Below are 17727 nucleotides of genomic sequence, written 5' to 3'. Positions count from 1 at the left end.
GAGGCCGGATCGCTCAAGCGCCGGTGAATGCGGCAAAGACACGAAGGAGAGAGCAGGTTCGGTGAACCGGGGTTCACCAGACATGCTTCGGCGCCGGATCGCGCTGAAAAGACACTGCAGAGAGGGAGAGAGACCTTGCCCAGCCTCATCGGCATCGACAGCGGCCTGACCGTCACCAAGGCCGTCGTCTTCGACACGGACGGAACCGTGCTCGCCGTCGCGCGCCGCCGCGTGCCCCAGCTGATCCCGGCGCCGCGCCGGATCGAGCGCGACATGGACGGGCTCTGGAGCGCGACGGCGCAGGCGATCCGCGAGGCGCTCGACGCGTCCGGCCGGGCACCCTCCGACGTGCTGGCGATCGCCGCCACGGCCCATGGCGACGGCATCTACCTGACCGATGCCGACCGCCGGCCCCTCGGAAACGCCATCGTCTCGCTCGACACCCGCGCGACCGATCTCGTCGAGGCGTGGAACGCCGGCGCGGTCGGCGCGCGGGCGCTCGCGCTCACCGGCCAGCGCCCGCATGCCTCCGCGCCCTCGGCGGTGCTTGCCTGGATCCGCGACAACGAGCCGGAGCGCTATCGGCGGATCGGCCATTTCCTCGCCGCCAAGGACTGGCTGACCTATTGCCTCTCCGGCGTCATCGGCACGGACCGGACCGAGGCGAGCACCTCGTTCACCGATGTCGCGACGCAGGATTATGCCGACGCGGCCTTTGCCGTCTTCGGCCTTGAGGCCATCGCGGCGAAGCGCCCGCCGATGGCGCCGTCGACCGAAATCGTCGGCCGCGTCACGGCCGATGCGGCCCGCGCCACCGGACTTGCCGAGGGCACGCCGGTCGTTGCCGGCCTGCACGACGTCACGGCCTCTGCGCTCGGCATCGGCGGCTATCGCGACGGCATCGTCGCCGTCGTCGCCGGCACCTATTCGATCAACGAGACCCTGTCGCGGGCGCCGAAGGTCGACGAGCGCTGGTTCTGCCGCAACGGCATCCTGCCCGGCGAATGGAACAGCATGTCGATCTCGCCGGCCTCCACCGCCAATTACGACTGGTTCATCGACCAGCTCTGCGCCACCGATGCCAAAAACGCCGAGGCCGACGGCGGCAGCATCCACACGGCGCTCGCCGCCGAATTCGACGCTGCGCGGGAACGGCCGTCTGGCGTGTTTTTCCACCCCTACCTCTTCGGCTCGCCCTATGGCGGTGCCTCGAGTGCCGGCTTTTTCGGCCTCAACGCCTGGCACACCCGCGCCGACATGGTGCGCGCCGTGCTGGAGGGCATCGCCTTCAACCACCGCATCCATGTCGAGGCGCTGGTCGACGGCTTTGCCGCGAAAACCGCGCGGCTGACCGGCGGCATCTCGCGCAACCCGGCGATCGCGGGCCTCTTCGCCGACATCCTCGACATGCCCGTCGCCGCCACCCGCACGGAGGAGGCGGCCGCCTGGGGGGCGGCGCTCTGCGCCGGCGTCGGCGCCGGCGTGTTCCGCGACCCGACCGACGACCCGCGCGACCTCTCCGCCATCGAGACGGTCTACACGCCCGACCCGGCCCGCGCGGCGGCCTACGAGGAGACGTACCGGGTGTTCCTGGCGCTCGCCGAGGCGATGAAGCCGGTCTGGCCGCGGCTTTCGGCGCTCGGCAAGGCGGCGGAGTGAATTTTTAAGGCGGCACGGGCCAGCGAGGCTTGCGCTCGCGCCGCGAAGAGAGTTGAACAAAAGAAATTTGCACAGAATAAATGTGCAGAGTTCGATGGAGAGAGATGCGATGACGGATGCGGTGGCGGATTACGACGTGGTGATCCTCGGCGCGGGCGTGAACGGGGCGGGGCTGTTCCGCGAACTGACCCTGCAGGGGCTCGCCTGCCTGATCGTCGACAAGGGCGATTACGGTTCGGGCACCAGCGCGGCACCCTCGCGCCTCATCCATGGCGGCATCAAATATCTGGAGACGGGCGAGTTCCGCCTGGTGGCGCAGTCGACGCTGGAGCGCAACCTGCTGCTGCGCAACGCGCCGCATTGCGTCGAGCCGCTGGCGACCTTCATCCCCTCCTTTTCGCTGATGAAGGGGGTGACGGCCTCGCTGCGCACGCTGTTCGGCTCGACGACGGCGCCGAGGAGTCGCGGCGCCATCCTGATCAAGATCGGCCTCGCGCTCTATGATTTCTACGGGTCGCGCCAGCGCGTGATGCCGAAGCACCGCTTCTTCTTCCGCCGGCAGGCAATGAAGGAGATCCCGGTGATCACGCCGAAGATCGTCGCCGGCGGCATCTATTACGACGCGAAGATCTGCCGGCCGGAGCGCCTCGTCTACGAACTCGTCGCCGACGGAATTGCCGCCGAGCCGCGTTCGAAGGCGCTGAACAACGCGACGCTGGAGCACCGCGACGGCGGGGTGCTGACCTTCCGCGCGGCGGATGGCGGCCTGCACCGCGCCCGGCCGACGGTCGTCGTCAACGGCGCCGGTCCGTGGATCGACCAGGCCAATGCCGCGCTCGGCGTCGAGACCCGGCTGATCGGCGGCACCAAGGGCTCGCACATCGTCATCGACCATCCCGAACTGATCAAGGCGCTCGATGGGCGGATGATCTATTTCGAGGCCGACGACGGCCGCATCTGCCTCGTCTACGACCATCTCGGCCTGGCACTGGTCGGCTCGACCGACATCAAGGCGGCCAATCCCGACAGCGTCAGGATCGAGGACGACGAGATCGACTATTTCATCGGCGCGCTGGCGGCGCTTCTGCCCGGCCTCTCCTTCAGCCGCGACAGCATCGTCTATGCCTATTCCGGTATCCGGCCGCTGCCAGCCTCTGATGCGGCCAATCCCGGCCTGATCAGCCGCGACCATTCCGCCCCGGTGATCGAGCCCTCGGGCGACCGGCCCTTCCCGATCCTGTCGCTGGTCGGCGGCAAATGGACGACGTTCCGGGGCTTCGCAGAGGAGGTCTGCGACACGCTGCTTACCCGGCTCGGCAGGGCGCGGCGCCTCTCGACGCGCGACCTCGCCATCGGCGGCGGCCGCGCCTACCCGGCGGAGGGGGAGGCGAAGCGCCGCTGGATCGCGGAGCGGGCAAGGGCGAGCGGGCTCGCCGAGGCGAAGGTCGCCGATCTCCTCTTCCGCTTCGGCACGACGGCCGACCGGGTGATCGCCCACATCGCCGCGACCGGCGGCGACCGGCCGCTGGCGCATGTGAGGGGCGTCTCGGCCGGCGAGATCGACTACATCGCCCGCAACGAGCAGGTGGTGCACCTCGCCGACATCGTGCTGCGCCGCACGACGCTGGCGATCGAAGGCCTTTTGACCACCGAGGGCCTCGCCGAACTCGCCGACATCGCCGCCGGCGCGCTGAACTGGAGTGCCGAGCGCCGCGCCGAGGAACTCGCCGCGGTCACGGCGCGGTTGACGACGGTCAACCGGATGCGGCTCTAGGACCAAGCTGCGACGCTGTCCATTCTTGAGCGCCTGATCTACAACGCATGATTGTCGCGCTGTCATATTGCGGCGTTCGAAAATTCATGTACGGTGCGCTACGGCGACGGCCTTACCCGACATGTCCCTCCTCCAGAAATTGTATCCATTTTGTATCGTCGGCATTAGCGACCCAGATATTTATAAGGGGCCATCCATGTCTTCCATTCCCGGCAACACCTCCACGACTGCCGTCATCCAAACAGGCGAAACAATCCGAAACAGTCTGACATTCGGCGGCGACACCGACTGGTACAGGGTTGAGCTGGTGTCCGGGTTGGACTATCGGTTCCAGCTTTCCGGCGACGGGAGCAGCACGGGGCTCGTCGGTCCAGAGCTGCGGCTTTATAATGATCTTGGAATCGAGATAGAACGCGTTGAGGACGGGAACATTACGACGATCATTGAGCTGAATTTCTCGGCCATATCGTCCGGTACGTTTTACGTTGAAGCTGCGGCGGACCGTTACTCTACCGGAAACTACGTTCTGAACTGGAGCAGCGATGACACGATCATACGCAATATCACGACAGGCGCGACCCTGGCCGCCGGTCAGTCCATTCGCAGCAAGATGGATGCCTCCTATGATTCTGATTGGTTCAAGATCGAACTCAAGGCAGGTTTAACCTATGGCTTCACGATGTCGGGCGACGGAAGCGCGGACACGATAGTTGCCCCGTCCCTGGCGATCCGTGACAAGGTAGGCACTGTCCTTCGACAGGAGTCTGCGTACAATACGGAAACGTCAATATCCGTCACGTTTACAGCCGTCGAAACGGGCACATATTTTCTCGATGCGACTGCCGAAAAGTACAGAGGCAACTACATCGTCAAGTCGATCGCAACGGACACGGTGTTGAATAACACGAGCACCAAGGTCTCCTTGAAGGACGGCGGTTCCATCGTCGGAAAAATCGATGTCGAGCAAGATAGTGACTGGTATGTCCTTTCCGTCAAGAAGGGCATTACTTACCAGATCTCGACATCCGCGATCAAAGGCGTTGATTTCCTCGACAATTTCGATGCTCACCTGCGCGACAACAATGGCAATATCAAATCGAGCGCAGACGCTGGACAGCCCACCATCGAATGGACAGCGGATTTCACGGGCAGGGCCTATTTCAGTATCGAAGCGGGTTACCATTTCGGCTACGACACCGGGAGATACGAGATCTCGGTGATCTCCACCGCTCCGCTTCTGAAGGGAACGGCCAAGAATGACACGATCCGGGGTGGGGATACCGCAACGACGCTCTACGGATATGCCGGAAAGGATGTGCTCTACGGCAATGGCGGCAACGACAAGCTGATCGGTGGCCTCGGCGCCGACAAGCTCTACGGCGGCGACGGCAGGGACCTCTTTGTCTTCAAGACGATCCGGGATTCCACGGTTGCGGCCTCGGGGCGTGACAAGATCTTCGATTTCAGCGTCGACGACCGTGACCGGATCGATCTGAGGACGATCGACGCCGATACCACGGCGCGCGGCAACAACAAATTCACCTTCATCGGCAGTGACATGTTTTCAAAGGAGGCGGGCGAGCTTCGGGCGGCGAAGGTCGGAGGGAACACGCTCGTCTCCGGTGACGTCGACGGCGACGGCAAGAGCGACTTTTCCATCTTTCTCGTTGGAAACGTCGTGCTGGACAATGGATCCTTCCTGCTGTGAGGCCGCCGCAACGGCGGGCTGTACCGGCGCGCCCGGGCATCCGAGAGCCATTGTCTGAACCTTGCGAGGGCCGTCGCGGTCATTTCCTCGCATCCCTGCAACTGCTCCCGGCTAGAGCGCGGAACGCCGCATCCGGTTGACGGTCAACCGGATGCGGCTCTGAGGCGATCGCGCGCGGCGGACAGCAAACCGACAGCTTGCGGCCCCTATTCCTTGCCCGTCGCCCGAACAAAGGGCATCCGCGCAAAGGAAGTAAAGCCATGCATCCGAAACTGATCGCCGTCCTCGCCATGACCATCGCGCTGCCCGGGCTTGCCCATGCCAGCCCCGACTGCACCAAGGAGCCGAAGTCGAAGTGGATGTCGGAAAGCGCCATGAAGGCGAAGATCGACGCGCTCGGCTACAAGGTGAAGACCTTCGAGGTCACCGGAAGCTGCTACGAGATCTACGGCAAGGACAAGAAGGGCGAGCGCGCCGAGGTCTATTTCAACCCCGTCTCCGGCGACATCGTCCAGGAAGGCGACTGAGCCATGGCGGCGCTCCGCGCAGGCGAGGACGCCGCTCCGGTCACCGGCCCCGGCTCCGTCCGGGTCTGGGACCCGGTCGTCCGGCTGTTCCACTGGACCGTGGTGACGGGCTGCCTCCTCAACCTCTTCATCCTCGAGGAGGGGCGGTCCCTTCACCGCTTCACCGGCTATGTCGTCGCCGGCGCGCTCGCCGTCAGGATCGTCTGGGGCTTCGTCGGCACGCGCCACGCCCGCTTCTCCGATTTCCTGCCGACGCCCGCCCGCGTGGCGGGCCAGGTCCGGGCCATTCTCTCCGGCACCGAGCCGCGCAGCCTCGGCCACACGCCGCTTGCCGCCGTCATGATGCTGACCCTGATGGCGCTGCTTGCCGCCACCGCGCTCACCGGCTGGATGACAGGGCTCGACGCCTTCTGGGGGGAGAAATGGCTGGAGGAGTTGCACGGCCTTCTCGCCAACGGCATCATGGTGCTCGCCCTCGTCCATGCGGCGGCGGCGCTCATTGAAAGCGTCCGGCATCGGGAAAACCTGGTCTGGTCCATGGTCACGGGTCGCAAACGGCTATGAGGATCCTTCTCGTCGAGGACAGCGTGCGGCTGAGGGAGCTGCTGCTCGAGGCGGTGCGCGACGCCGGCTACCGCATCGATGCCTTCGGCACCGCGGGGGAGGCGCGCGCCGCCCTTCAGGAGATCGACTACGATCTCCTGCTGCTCGATCTCGGCCTGCCGGACGAGGACGGCCTCACCGTGCTGAAGGCGCTCCGGCGCGAGAAGCGGTCGATCCCGGTGCTGGTGCTGACCGCGCGCGGCGCGGTCGACGAGCGCATCGCCGGGCTCGATGCCGGCGCCGACGACTATCTGGCGAAACCCTTCAACAATGGCGAGCTGATCGCCCGCATCCGCGCGCTGATGCGCCGCGCGCCGGTCGCGGTGATGCCCGTGCTCGACTATGCCGGCCTCAGCCTCGACGTCGCCACGCGCCGGCTCACCTCGGACGGCGCGGAGATCGCGCTGGCGCCGTCGGAAAAATCCCTGCTCGAACTCCTGATGCGCCACGGCGGCACGGTGGTGGCCAAGCGCAAGCTGGAACATGCCTTTTCCGAATTCGGCGACGAGCGCAGCAGCAATGCCGTCGAGCTCGCCGTTTCGCGGCTGCGCCGCAAGCTGGAGACGGGGGCGCCGCGGGCCGCGATCGAGACCGTGCGCGGCGTCGGCTACATGCTGCGCGAGGCGCGCCGATGAGCGTGCCCCGGCCGGGGTTGATGGCGATCCTGACGCGGCGCATCGCCTTCTTCGCGCTGCTCGCCATGCTGGTGCAGCTCGCCGTCGTCTTTTCCGACTATTACGGCAATGCGGGCGAGCTCGCCCGGCTCTATGTCGAAGAGGAGACGGAACGGCTGGCGGAGGGCGTCGGCCCGCCGGGCACGGCCTATGCGCTGCCGGCCTCCCTCGACGCCCGCTACGGCGCAGCGCCCGCGACCGGCTATGTCGCGCGCGTGCGCGACGACGCGGGCAAGACGCTGTTCCAGTCCTGCGATACGGCCTGCGAGGCGCATTTCCTGCCGGCGGCGGTCAATCCGCCGGATTTCTGGCTGCGCAGCCTCAGCCCCGGCCTGCCGCTGACGCTGGTCGGCGGGCGGGCGCTGGAGGCGGGCGGTCGGCGCGTCACCGTCGACGTCGCGGTGATCGGCGACCCGGACGACCTCGTCTCGGGCGTGCTGTGGAACGAGGTGCTCGACCACATGATCGTGCCGATGGGCATCCTGCTCGTCCTCGTCCTCGGCGCGACGCTGCTCTCGGTGCGCCGGGCGGTGCGGCCGGTCGAGGCGGCGGCGGAGGCCGCCGACCGGCTCGACCCGATGGATTCGCGCTCCGAGCTGCCGACGGCCGGCATGCCGCGCGAGATCGCCCATCTGACGGAGGCGGTCAACCGCGCCTTCGTGCGCGTCGGCGCGCTGATGGCCTCGCAGCGCCTGCTCACCTCCGGCATCGCCCACGAGATCCGCACGCCGCTCGCCGCGCTGAAGCTTGAGCTCGGCCGCATCGACCATCCGCGCGCCCGCAAGGCCGAGGCCGACCTCGACGCGCTGGTGCGCTTCGTCGGCGACATGACGGCGCTGGCGCGGCTCGACGGCTTCGACCACGCCATGTTCGTCCCGGTCGACCTGGTGGCGCTCGGTCGCGACGTCGTCGAGGATCTCGCGCCCTTCGTCTACGACCACGACCACACGCTTGAATTCTCCGCGACGGCGGCGCAGGCGCCGCTGCTGGCGATCCCGGCGCTGCTGAAGGACGCGGCGCGCAACCTCGTCGAGAACGCCGTGCGCCATACGCGGCCCGGCACGCGCATCATCGTCGAGGTCGGCGCCGGCGGGATCGCCGTCGAGGACATCGCGTCCGAGGGCGGGGCCGTCGCGCCGGCGCCCACGGGCGACGGGCTCGGCATCGGCCTGAAGATCGTCGGCCGCATCGCCGAGCTGCATGGCGGCACGCTCGGCGCGACCGTCTCCGCCACGGGCCGCCGCTTCGCGCTCGACCTCCCCGCCCGCGTCAGACCGCCGGCCTCTTGACCTTCGCCGCCGGAAAGGCCATGTCTTTCCCTGCGCGGGACGACCCGCGCCCCCGGACACCGGGGCCGAAAGACCCGGGACGGCCCGGCCCCTTGTCAAGGAGGCCCGCCATGGCCTGGATCGCCCTCTTCATCGCCGGACTGCTCGAAATCGCCTGGGCCTATGCGATGAAGCGCTCGGACGGCTTCACCCTTCCCGTGCCCACCCTTCTCACCCTCGTGCTGATGATCGCGAGCTTCGGCCTGCTGTCGCTCGCCATGCGCACGCTGCCGCTCGGAACGGCCTATACGGTCTGGACCGGCATCGGCGCCGTCGGCGCCTTCGTCGTCGGCATTCTCGTGCTCGGAGAGGCGGCGACGCCGATGCGGCTCGCCGCCGGCGCGCTGATCGTCGCCGGCATCGTCATGATGAAGCTGTCGAGCGCGTCCTGAGCGGTTGCCGCAGGCGCCTCGGGCGGAGGTCGAAGAGCCGGACCGGACCTCTCTCGATCTAAAGCGTGCCGCGATCTGCCGGATCGCTCCTGCGCGTCATGTCTCCGCTTTTACGCATGCCTATTCGTCAAACCGCTGCACGCTGTCGCGAGACGGGCTCTGAAGCGTGTCTCGCAAAGATGTGCAGCGGTTTTGCGAAAAGACACGCGTAAAAACAAAGATCTAAAGCGTACGAGCGATCCGACAGATCGCGACACGTTTCAGGGTGCCGCGTTGAAGACCGCCTCGACAGCCTGTCCCTCCGGGTCGTTTACGAAAGCGGCGTAACAGTTGGGTCCGCCATCGTCCCGGCCGCCGTGGTCGAGCGCGGCCCGATGGACGCGGGCGACGGCCGCGCGATCCGGAGCGGCAAAGGCGAGGTGAAAGCCTGGCCCGGGCGGGCGCGGTCGGTCCTCAGCGCGATGGCAAGCTTGTCGCCGCCGCCCGGCGGGCCGTCGCCGATCGCCTGGTCCGCCGCGCCGGGCCGGAGATCCTCCCGGACCCGGCCTATCCGGGGGCTCCCGGAGCCGCGTCGTGGAATGCGGCGGCGCGCGCGATGTCGGAAACGCCGAGCGAAGCATGATGCGGCATGGGTTTTCCCGTTTGTGAATGCCGCCGGCTCCGCTTCGGCCGGTTCAGTCTTCCCCGGCCGGCCTCTCCTCGTCGAGATCCCTGACGGCATAGTAGAGATTGCCCTGCCGGCGCGAAAGGGCCGCCCAGGCCTCCGCCGTCGCGGGGTCGGGCAGGACTTCCTCGGCAAGCCGCGACATGGCGTCGGCGGCGTCGCGGAAACCCGGATACCAGCCGGCGCCGACGGCGGCCGACATGCCGGCACCGAGCGCGGAGGCCTCGTTCGACAGGCTGCGGATGACGGGAAGGCCGCTCGCATCCGCCACCATCTGCCGCCAGAGCGGGCTGCCGGCGCCGCCGCCGATGACGAAGATGCGCTCGGCCGCCACGCCCATGCGGCGCATCTCGGCAAGAGACCGGACGAATTCCAGCGTGATCGCTTCCAGCCCGGCGCGGTACATGTGGCCCATGCCGGTCTCGGGCCCCAGCCCGACGAAGCCGGCGCGGGCATGCTCGTCCCAGTGCGGGTCCATGTTGCCCATGAGGTAGGAGAGCGCGGTGACGCCGCCGGCGCCGACGCCAAGCCCCGTCGCCTCCGCCTCCAGCCGCTCGAAGATCTTCGGGTCGGCGCGGCCGCCGGCAAAGGTGTCGATCAGCCAGTTGACGAAATAGGCGCCGCCACGCTGGCAGCTTTCGAGCAGATAGCCTTCGCCGCTCGGCGAGACCAGCGTGCGCCAATACCGGCTGAGTTCCGGCGTCGCCGACCAGCAGCCGCCGACGACGGCGGTGCCGAGATTGAGGTAGACGGTGCCGGGGCGGATGGCGTTGACGCCGAGGCCGGCGCAGTTGCCGTCGCCGCCGCCGGCAAAGACGGGGGTGCCCGCCAGAAGCCCGGTGAGCGCCGCCGCGTCCGCCGAGATCTTGCCGATGCGGGTGCCGGGACGGTTGAGCGGCGGCAGCTTCGACAGGGGAATGCCGAGATGGTCGAGGATTTCGCGCGACCAGACCTTCGCCTCGATGTCGAGGATGCCGAAGGGATCGCCGCTGGTCCAAGACGCCTGCGCCGTGCCGGTCAGCTTCAGCGTGAGGAAATCATGGACGCTGAGGATCTGCGCCGCGCGGTCGAGCAGTTCCGGCTGGTGCTCGCGGTAATATTTCAGCCGGTAGACGCAGGGGATGACGTCGACGGGCTTGCCGGAGATCGCGTGCAGCCGCGCGCGGCCGAGCTCTTCCGCGAGCAGCGGAACGACGTCCTGGGCGCGGCGGTCGAGCCAGAGGGTGGCAGGCGCCAGCGGCGTCCCGTCCCCGTCGAGCAGCACCATCGTCTCGCGCTGGTTGGAAATGGCGATGCCGTCGACGGCGGCCGGGTCGATCTGCGTCAGCAGCGCGGAGAGTGCCGCGCAGGCGGCGGTCCACCAGTCCTCGGCATTCTGCTCGGCATGCAGCGGATGGGGCGTGGCGATCACATGCGGCGCGCGGCCCTCGGCGCGCGGGGTGCCGTCGGCCGTCCAGGCCACCGCCTTGACCGATTGCGTCGATGAATCCATGCCGATGACGTAGCGCTCAGTCATGCCGTCTTTCCTCCTCGGCCGGTCTCCCGGCCCTCGCATCCCTGCCGGCGGACGCGCATCCGATCGCGCGCCCTCGAAAAATCCTAAAGGTCGAGCAGCGCCTCTCCCGTGGCGATGTCGGTGACGAAATGGGTGGCGTAGCCGGCCTGGAGCGTCGCGACGATCGCGCCGATCTTCAGCGGGCCGCCGGCGACGCAGATGCGGCTCGGCACCTGGCGCAGCTCGTCGAGCGTGATGCCGACCATGCGGTCGTCATGGTCGCCGCCGACCGCCCCGCCCCTCGCATCGATGAAGCGGCCGATGATGACGGCGACGGCGCCGCGCGCGACGTAGTCGTCGATCTCGGCCTGGCTGGCGATACCGGAGACGCGCACGGTGCTGCGGTGGCCGAGATCGCCGACGCCGAAGAGGATGCGGTTCGTCGAATGCACCAGCGCCATCTGCTTCCGCAGCACCGGCTCGGCAAGCAGCGCCGCCTTCAGCTCCCGCGTCGACAGAACGGCGGGGGCGAGCAGGTTGACGCAGCGCGCATGGATCCGGTTCGACAGCAGCGAGGTGCAGAGCTCGGGCGAGAATTCCGGCTCGCCGGTGGAACTGCCCGAGACCTGCACGACGGTGAGATTGGCGACGGGACGGGGGAGGGCGATCTGGTCGGCGGCGGCGAGCACGGTGCGGCCCCAGGCGACGCCGATGACGTCGCCATCCTCGATCTGGTCGGCAAGCACCCGGGCGCCGGCATCGCCCAGGCGCTCGGACAGGGTCTCGTCGGCGCCGTTCGGGATGACGAAGACGCCGGCAAGCGCGAACTTCTCCATCAGCGCCCGGGCGACGCTGGTGCGCCCGCCGGCCTTGGGGTTGATCACGACCGAGACGATGCCGCGCTCGCGGGCTTCCTGGAGATAGTTGACGATGGTGGCGCGCGAGACGTTCAGCCGCTTGGCGATCTCGCTCTGGGTCATCTGGTCGGCGTAATAGAGCCAGGCGGCCCAGATGACGGCGTCGTCGAACTCCGTGGGCACGGATGCCCCCGTCTCCTCGCCGTTCCGCCCCGATGCCTTCTCCCGCGCCATGCTTTTTCGTCCTCTTGCCGCCTATCTGGCAGAGGGCGATGGCATTTGTCAATCTTTGCTGTCATGTGTCTTGACAAATGACAGGAAGTGTTGTCAATTGTTCGCAACCGCACAAAAGCGGGGCCGCCCGAGGATCGACAGGACGCGGCCGCACAAGGATTGAGGGAGGACTGAGATGGCCGGCACTGCGCCCGAGGGCGGCTGGACTGCGCTGATCGACGACATCGTCGCCGGTAACTGGACCAACCCGGAAACGGGCAAGCGCGCCACCGTTCCCTACGAGACCATCGTCATCGAGGAGAGCCTCGAAGGCCGCGAGGCCGAGCTGATCGCCGGGCTGAAACTCGGCGAGCGCTACACCGTCGTCGCCGACCAGGGCACGTGGGACGCGATGGGCGCGCGCGTCGAGAAGGCGCTCGCGACGCTCGGTCCCGTCGACACCGTCATCCTCGACCATCCCCATGCCGACATGGCCGCCGTCGCCGATCTGACGGAAAAGCTCAAGGACGCCGAGGCCGTCGTCGCCGTCGGTTCCGGCACGATCAACGACCTCTGCAAGTTCGTCACCGGCCGCACCAACCGGCGCTACGCCGTGTTCGGCACGGCCGCCTCGATGAACGGCTACACCTCGACCACCGCCTCGATCACGCTGGAAAACGGCCTGAAAGTGTCGCTGCCGTCCCATGCGCCGTCCGGCTTCTTCATCGATCTCGGCGTGACGGCGCGCGCGCCGACCTATCTCTCGGCCGCGGGCTTTGCCGACTGCCTGGTGCGTTCGGTCGCCCAGGTCGACTGGTGGATGTCGCACCGGCTGATCGGCAGCCTCTATTCGACCGTGCCCTACATCATCCAGGACGCCGACGAGCGCGAACTGAACGCCCGCGCCAAGGGTATTTCCGAGGGCGACATCGCCGCCAACGGCTACCTGCACCGCGTGCTGACGCTCTGCGGCCTCGGCGTGTCGTTCACCGGCATGTCGAACCACGGCTCGATGGGCGAGCATCAGGTGTCGCACTACATCGACTGCTTCGCCGGCGACAGGCATCCGGGCACCTTGCACGGCCAGCAGGTCGGCGTCGCGACCCTGTCGATGGCCCGGCTGCAGCGCCTCTTCCTCGACAGCGACACGCCGCCCGTCATCAAGCCGACGAAGATCGACCCGGCCGACATGGCGAAGCGCATGGGCGCTGACATCGCGGCGCAGTGCTGGAGCGAAATCCAGCCGAAGGTCTTCGACGAGCGCGGCGCTGCCGAGATGAACGAAAAATTCGCCGAGCTGTGGCCGACGCTGCGCGCCGAGCTCAACGCCTTCGCCCTGCCGGTCGCCGAGATGGAGCAGCTGCTCGCCGACACCGGCGGTCCGATGACGGCGGCCGATCTCGGCCTGCCGGTGGAGATCTATCGTGAGGCGCTGATCCACAGCCGCGAGATGCGCAACCGCTACGCCTTCCTCGACATCGCGGCGGACGCCGGCATCCTGGAAGACTTCGCCGCCGGGGAGAAATAAGCCATGCGCCCCGTTGCCGAGATGCCGATCGACGTCGCGGGCGCCGTCCGCGTCCTCTTCGCCGATATCGACGACACGCTGACCAACGAGGGCCGGCTGCCGGCCGTGGCCTATGACGCGCTGGAACGCCTGAGCGCCGCCGGCATCGCAGTGGCGCCGATCACCGGCCGTCCCGCCGGCTGGTGCGACATGATCGCCCGCATGTGGCCGGTCGCCGGCGTCGTCGGCGAGAACGGCGCCTTCTATTTCTCCTATGACGAGGAAGCGCGGCGCATGCGCCGGTCCTTCGCCATCGACGACGCCACGCGCGCCGCCGACCGGGAGAGGCTGAAAGCCGTGCGGGCGCGCATCCTCGCCGAAGTGCCGGGCGCGGCGATCTCCGCCGACCAGCTCTACCGCGAGGCCGACCTCGCCATCGATTTCTGCGAGGACGTGGCCCCGCTGCCGGACAGCGAGGTCGACCGGATCAAGCATATTTTCGAGGAGGAGGGCGCGGTCGCGAAAGTCTCGTCCATCCATGTCAATGGCTGGTACGGTGCCTATGACAAGCTGACGATGAGCCGGCGCTTTGCATCGGACATCCTCGGCGTCGACCTCGACGCGGAGAAGGACCGGATCGTCTTCGTCGGCGACAGCCCGAACGACGCGCCGATGTTCGGCTTCTTCCCGAATGCCTGCGGCGTGGCCAACGTCCTCGATTTCGTCGGCCGCATCGATGCGGAACCCGCCTATGTCGCGTCCAAAAAGGGCGGCCACGGCTTCGTCGAGGTGGCGAACCGCATCCTGGAGGCCCGGTCGGCATGAGCGGCGCGGTCTACGATATCGCCATCATCGGCGGCGGCATCAACGGCGCGGGGATTGCCCGTGACGCGACCGGCCGCGGGCTGAAGGTGCTCATCGCCGAGCAGAACGACCTCGGCTCCGGCACCTCCTCGGCCTCGACCAAGCTGATCCATGGCGGTCTTCGCTATCTCGAACATTATGAGTTCAAGCTGGTGCGCCATGCGCTGGAGGAACGCGAACGGCTCTGGGCGATCGCGCCGCACATCATCTGGCCGCTGCGCTTCGTGCTGCCGCACCGCAAGGGGCTGCGACCGGCCTGGCTCTTGCGCCTCGGCCTCTTCCTCTACGACCATCTCGGCGGCCGCAAGCGCCTGCCCGCGACGAAGACGCTGCTGCTAAAGCGCGACCCGGTCGGGGCGCCGCTTCGCGATGTCTCGTCGATCGGCTTCGAATATTCCGACTGCTGGGTGCAGGACAACCGCCTCGTCGTGCTCAATGTCCGCGACGCCGCCGACCACGGCGCCGATGTGCGCGTGCGCACCCGCTGCGTCTCCGCGCGGCGCGAGGGCGATCTCTGGCGCGTGACGCTCGAGGATGTCGAGACCGGCGCGCGCAGCGAGGTGCGGGCGAAGGCGCTGGTCAATGCCGCCGGCCCCTGGGTCGGCAACGTGATTTCCGGCGTCGCCGGGCTTAATTCCGCCGATCGCGCCCGCCTCGTGCAGGGCAGCCACATCGTCGTGAAGAAGCTCTACGACCACGACCGCTGCTATATCTTCCAGAACCCGGACGGGCGCATCTTCTTCGCCATTCCCTACGAGGAGGATTTCACCCTCATCGGCACGACGGACCGCGACTACACGGCCGCGCCCGAGGCGGTGAAGGCCTCGCCGGAGGAGATCGACTACCTGACGAAGGCCGCCTCCTCCTATTTCAAGACGCGGCTGACGCCGGACGACGTCGTCTGGAGCTATTCCGGCGTGCGCGCGCTCTACGACAACGGCGCGGCGAACGCACAGGAGACGACGCGCGACTACGTGCTGCAACTGGACAGCAGCGCCGGTTCCGCGCCGATTCTCTCGGTCTTCGGCGGCAAGATCACCACCTATCGCTGCCTCGCCGAGGACGCCATGGAGAAGCTTGCGACCGTCTTCCCCGCCTGGGGCCGGGACAAGGGCTGGACGGCGAAGCGGCCGCTTCCGGGCGGGGGCTTCCCGGTCGGCACGGCGGGCGCGCTCGCCGAGGCGATCCGCCGCGAGCACCCCTATCTTTCCGAGCGCGAGGCGCGCCGGCTGGTGCGCCATTACGGGCTGGACGCGCGCGCCATCCTCGGCAAGGCGCGCAACCGCGCCGATCTGGGGCGCGATTTCGGCGGCTTCGTCACCGGCGCGGAAGTGGCGCATCTGATGGCGCGCGAATATGCCCGCACCGCCGCCGACGTCGTCTGGCGCCGGACGAAATCCGGCCTCAGGATGACGCAGGCCGAAATCGAGGCGCTCGACCGCTACATGGCGGAACGGCGCGCGGCGGACGGGGCGACCCGCGCGGCCGGCTGAGACACGACGTCCTGCCCAAGGAGAGGGCGGGGCGCTGAGGAATGGAGGCGGGGCCTGCCGGCCCGGCGCCTTCGAGGGAAGAGAGGAGGACGGGGTGCGACCGGCGCGAGATGACGCGCGCGTGCCGCCGTTTTCGGGAGGAGCGAGACCATGTCCGTCGCACAGGTGAAACGCATCGCGATCTCGGATTCGCCGTGGCCGTGGCTCTTGCCGCTGATCGCGCTGCTCGTGGTCTTCACCATCTATCCGCTGATCTACAACATCTGGCTGAGTTTCCACGAATTCGTGCCGAAGAGCCGCGGGCTGAAATTCGTCGGCTTCGCCAACTGGGTGCAGCTCTGGAACGACACGCGCTTCTGGAGCGCGCTCGGCGTCACCTTCGCCTATTTCGCCATCGCGCTGACGATCGAGATCGCGCTCGGAATGGCGATCGCGCTGCTGCTCGACGCGGAACTGCCCGGCTTCGGGGCGCTGCGCGCCATCCTGTCGATGACGCTGGTCATCCCGCCGGCGATCGCCGGCATGATGTTCCTGCTGATGCAGGACCCGCAATTCGGCGTGCTGCCCTATATCCTCGACCAGCTCGGCATCCTCTCCAAGGGAACGCCGATCCTCGCCACCTCGTCGCTGGCGCTGATCGGCGTACTCGTCGCCGAGATCTGGCAGTGGACGCCCTTTATGGTGCTGATCTTCATGGCGGGGCTGCGCGCGCTGCCGGTCGAGCCCTACGAGGCCGCCAGCATCGACGGCGCCTCCGCCTTCCAGATGTTCCGCCGGCTGACGCTGCCGATGATGTCGAAGGTGATCGCGGTCGCGGTGCTCCTGCGCGGCATCGACCTCTTCCGCGTCTTCGACTACGTCTTCGTCATGACCTCGGGCGGACCCGGAACGGCGACCTATACGGTCAGCCTCTATGCCTGGCAGCAGACCTTCTCGTTCCTGAAATGGGGATACGGCGCGACGCTGAGCCTGACGAGCCTCGTCATCATCATGGTCATGGCCAACCTCTTCATCCGCGTCGCCAAGGTAAGGTGGTAACATGCAACAGAGCAGATCCGCCCGCACGCTGCGCACCATCGCCGGATGGGTCGTCGTCGCGATCTTCTTCTTCCCGATCTATTTCTGGACCTCGGTCGCCTTCCGCGACGCCAAGGACATCTTCAACTGGCCGCCGATCTTCTTCGACTTCCCGCCGACGGTGAAGAATTTCGAGCAGGTCTTCGGCATCTCGCTCGGCTTCTCCTTCGGCCAGCAGGAGACGGTGACGCCCGGCGGCGGCAATTTCTACATGGGGCCGCGGCTCTGGGATTCGATCGTCGTCGCCTCGATGTCGACGGTGCTCGCCATCACCGTCGCGACGCTCGCCGCCTACTGCCTGTCGCGCATGCAGTTTCGCGGACGGCACGAATTCGTCAACTGGGTGCTGTCGACCCGCATGATGCCGCCGGTCGCCGTCGCGATCCCGATGTTCTTCATCTTCAAGCAGTTCAGCCTGCTCGACACCTATCTCGGCGTCATCCTGATCCACGGGCTGATGAACCTGCCGCTCGCCGTGCTGCTGCTCAAAAGCTTCTTTGACGACATCCCGGCCGAGATCGACGAGAGCGCGCTGCTCGACGGCGCCTCGCGCTGGACGATCTTCCGCCGCATCGTGCTGCCGATGGCGAAGGGCGGGATCGCGGCGAGCGCCGTGCTCTGCTTCATCTTCTCGTGGACGGAGTTCCTGTTCGTGCTGACGCTGACGCAGACGAGCCTCAAGACCGTGCCGGTCGTCTCGTCGACCTTCGTCACCTCGATCGGCACCGCCTGGGGCAACATGGCGGCGCTGGGGGCCGCCGCGATCGTGCCCGCCTTCATCGTCATCCTGCTCGTCCAGCGCCATCTCGTGCGCGGCCTGACCATGGGATCGCTGAAGCAGTAGCCTGGCGGGCCGTCATGCCGGCCCGTCCGTGAAGTTCAAGGAGATATC

The 17727-nt window shown here is 67.5% G+C and carries 15 protein-coding genes and 1 pseudogene; 13 read left to right on the top strand and 3 right to left on the bottom strand.

The annotated features are described in order from the left end of the window. Positions 1-135: 135 nt before the first annotated feature. The 8 genes from ACEVQ6_RS16915 to ACEVQ6_RS16880 all read left to right on the top strand — a co-directional run bounded on the left by ACEVQ6_RS16915 (position 136) and on the right by ACEVQ6_RS16880 (position 8665). Complete coding sequence (locus tag ACEVQ6_RS16915) at positions 136-1659, top strand: FGGY-family carbohydrate kinase (protein ID WP_374890206.1); 1524 nt, start codon at positions 136-138, stop codon at positions 1657-1659. A gap of 109 nt (positions 1660-1768) precedes the next feature. Further along, positions 1769-3433, top strand: a complete 1665-nt coding sequence (locus tag ACEVQ6_RS16910) for a glycerol-3-phosphate dehydrogenase/oxidase (protein ID WP_374890205.1) — start codon at positions 1769-1771, stop codon at positions 3431-3433. Positions 3434-3629: 196 nt separating this feature from the next. Further along, positions 3630-5141 carry a pre-peptidase C-terminal domain-containing protein gene (locus ACEVQ6_RS16905; protein WP_374890204.1) on the top strand — a complete coding sequence of 504 codons (1512 nt, stop codon included), beginning with the start codon at positions 3630-3632 and terminating at the stop codon, positions 5139-5141. A 260-nt stretch (positions 5142-5401) separates the two neighbouring features. After that, the gene (locus ACEVQ6_RS16900; protein WP_374890203.1) at positions 5402-5668 is read left to right on the top strand and encodes a PepSY domain-containing protein; all 267 of its coding nucleotides are present in this window, start codon (positions 5402-5404) and stop codon (positions 5666-5668) included. Positions 5669-5671: 3 nt separating this feature from the next. Next, on the top strand, positions 5672-6232 hold the full coding sequence (locus ACEVQ6_RS16895; RefSeq protein ID WP_374890202.1) for a cytochrome b/b6 domain-containing protein: 561 nt from the start codon (positions 5672-5674) through the stop codon (positions 6230-6232). Beyond that, on the top strand, positions 6229-6906 hold the full coding sequence (locus ACEVQ6_RS16890) for a response regulator (protein ID WP_374890201.1): 678 nt from the start codon (positions 6229-6231) through the stop codon (positions 6904-6906). Before ACEVQ6_RS16895 ends, ACEVQ6_RS16890 begins: the two co-directional genes overlap by 4 nt. Further along, positions 6903-8234, top strand: a complete 1332-nt coding sequence (locus ACEVQ6_RS16885; protein ID WP_374890200.1) for a sensor histidine kinase — start codon at positions 6903-6905, stop codon at positions 8232-8234. Before ACEVQ6_RS16890 ends, ACEVQ6_RS16885 begins: the two co-directional genes overlap by 4 nt. Before the next feature lie 110 nt (positions 8235-8344). Beyond that, on the top strand, positions 8345-8665 hold the full coding sequence (locus ACEVQ6_RS16880) for a DMT family transporter (RefSeq protein WP_374890199.1): 321 nt from the start codon (positions 8345-8347) through the stop codon (positions 8663-8665). A 260-nt stretch (positions 8666-8925) separates the two neighbouring features. On the opposite strand, the pseudogene ACEVQ6_RS16875 reads toward ACEVQ6_RS16880, so the two are convergent. The 3 genes and pseudogenes from ACEVQ6_RS16875 to ACEVQ6_RS16865 all read right to left on the bottom strand — a co-directional run bounded on the left by ACEVQ6_RS16875 (position 8926) and on the right by ACEVQ6_RS16865 (position 11915). Then, positions 8926-9295, bottom strand: a pseudogene (locus tag ACEVQ6_RS16875) (VOC family protein). A gap of 44 nt (positions 9296-9339) precedes the next feature. Then, positions 9340-10845 carry a xylulokinase gene (locus tag ACEVQ6_RS16870; protein ID WP_374890198.1) on the bottom strand — a complete coding sequence of 502 codons (1506 nt, stop codon included), beginning with the start codon at positions 10843-10845 and terminating at the stop codon, positions 9340-9342. A gap of 83 nt (positions 10846-10928) precedes the next feature. Continuing rightward, complete coding sequence (locus ACEVQ6_RS16865; protein ID WP_374890197.1) at positions 10929-11915, bottom strand: sugar-binding transcriptional regulator; 987 nt, start codon at positions 11913-11915, stop codon at positions 10929-10931. A 175-nt stretch (positions 11916-12090) separates the two neighbouring features. On the opposite strand from ACEVQ6_RS16865, the gene ACEVQ6_RS16860 reads away from it, so the two are divergent. The 5 genes from ACEVQ6_RS16860 to ACEVQ6_RS16840 all read left to right on the top strand — a co-directional run bounded on the left by ACEVQ6_RS16860 (position 12091) and on the right by ACEVQ6_RS16840 (position 17679). Beyond that, positions 12091-13422: a sn-glycerol-1-phosphate dehydrogenase gene (locus tag ACEVQ6_RS16860; protein WP_374890196.1), complete on the top strand. Its 1332-nt coding sequence runs from the start codon at positions 12091-12093 to the stop codon at positions 13420-13422. A gap of 3 nt (positions 13423-13425) precedes the next feature. After that, positions 13426-14226, top strand: coding sequence for an HAD-IIB family hydrolase (locus ACEVQ6_RS16855; protein ID WP_374890195.1), 801 nt, complete (start codon positions 13426-13428; stop codon positions 14224-14226). Next, positions 14223-15758, top strand: a complete 1536-nt coding sequence (glpD, locus tag ACEVQ6_RS16850; RefSeq protein ID WP_374890194.1) for a glycerol-3-phosphate dehydrogenase — start codon at positions 14223-14225, stop codon at positions 15756-15758. The genes ACEVQ6_RS16855 and glpD overlap by 4 nt, the downstream gene beginning before the upstream one ends. A gap of 150 nt (positions 15759-15908) precedes the next feature. Further along, complete coding sequence (locus ACEVQ6_RS16845) at positions 15909-16796, top strand: carbohydrate ABC transporter permease (protein WP_374890193.1); 888 nt, start codon at positions 15909-15911, stop codon at positions 16794-16796. Position 16797: 1 nt separating this feature from the next. Continuing rightward, positions 16798-17679, top strand: a complete 882-nt coding sequence (locus ACEVQ6_RS16840; protein WP_374890192.1) for a carbohydrate ABC transporter permease — start codon at positions 16798-16800, stop codon at positions 17677-17679. The last annotated feature ends 48 nt before the right edge of the window (positions 17680-17727 follow it).

It is taken from the genome of Ensifer soli, assembly GCF_041928815.1.
In the GTDB taxonomy this organism is placed as follows: Bacteria; Pseudomonadota; Alphaproteobacteria; order Rhizobiales; family Rhizobiaceae; genus JBHFEI01.
Note: the sequence above shows the minus strand (reverse complement) of the source record. Positions and strands in the feature narration are given on the sequence as shown.

What these genes read in the sequence shown, in the direction of transcription:
- ACEVQ6_RS16910 (WP_374890205.1), top strand. Translation starts at nt 1,769, where the DNA reads ATGACGGATGCGGTGGCGGATTACGACGTGGTGATCCTCGGCGCGGGC.
- ACEVQ6_RS16905 (WP_374890204.1), top strand. Translation starts at nt 3,630, where the DNA reads ATGTCTTCCATTCCCGGCAACACCTCCACGACTGCCGTCATCCAAACA.
- ACEVQ6_RS16900 (WP_374890203.1), top strand. Translation starts at nt 5,402, where the DNA reads ATGCATCCGAAACTGATCGCCGTCCTCGCCATGACCATCGCGCTGCCC.
- ACEVQ6_RS16895 (WP_374890202.1), top strand. Translation starts at nt 5,672, where the DNA reads ATGGCGGCGCTCCGCGCAGGCGAGGACGCCGCTCCGGTCACCGGCCCC.
- ACEVQ6_RS16890 (WP_374890201.1), top strand. Translation starts at nt 6,229, where the DNA reads ATGAGGATCCTTCTCGTCGAGGACAGCGTGCGGCTGAGGGAGCTGCTG.
- ACEVQ6_RS16885 (WP_374890200.1), top strand. Translation starts at nt 6,903, where the DNA reads ATGAGCGTGCCCCGGCCGGGGTTGATGGCGATCCTGACGCGGCGCATC.
- ACEVQ6_RS16880 (WP_374890199.1), top strand. Translation starts at nt 8,345, where the DNA reads ATGGCCTGGATCGCCCTCTTCATCGCCGGACTGCTCGAAATCGCCTGG.
- ACEVQ6_RS16870 (WP_374890198.1), bottom strand. Translation starts at nt 10,845, where the DNA reads ATGACTGAGCGCTACGTCATCGGCATGGATTCATCGACGCAATCGGTC.
- ACEVQ6_RS16865 (WP_374890197.1), bottom strand. Translation starts at nt 11,915, where the DNA reads ATGGCGCGGGAGAAGGCATCGGGGCGGAACGGCGAGGAGACGGGGGCA.
- ACEVQ6_RS16860 (WP_374890196.1), top strand. Translation starts at nt 12,091, where the DNA reads ATGGCCGGCACTGCGCCCGAGGGCGGCTGGACTGCGCTGATCGACGAC.
- ACEVQ6_RS16855 (WP_374890195.1), top strand. Translation starts at nt 13,426, where the DNA reads ATGCGCCCCGTTGCCGAGATGCCGATCGACGTCGCGGGCGCCGTCCGC.
- glpD (WP_374890194.1), top strand. Translation starts at nt 14,223, where the DNA reads ATGAGCGGCGCGGTCTACGATATCGCCATCATCGGCGGCGGCATCAAC.
- ACEVQ6_RS16845 (WP_374890193.1), top strand. Translation starts at nt 15,909, where the DNA reads ATGTCCGTCGCACAGGTGAAACGCATCGCGATCTCGGATTCGCCGTGG.
- ACEVQ6_RS16840 (WP_374890192.1), top strand. Translation starts at nt 16,798, where the DNA reads ATGCAACAGAGCAGATCCGCCCGCACGCTGCGCACCATCGCCGGATGG.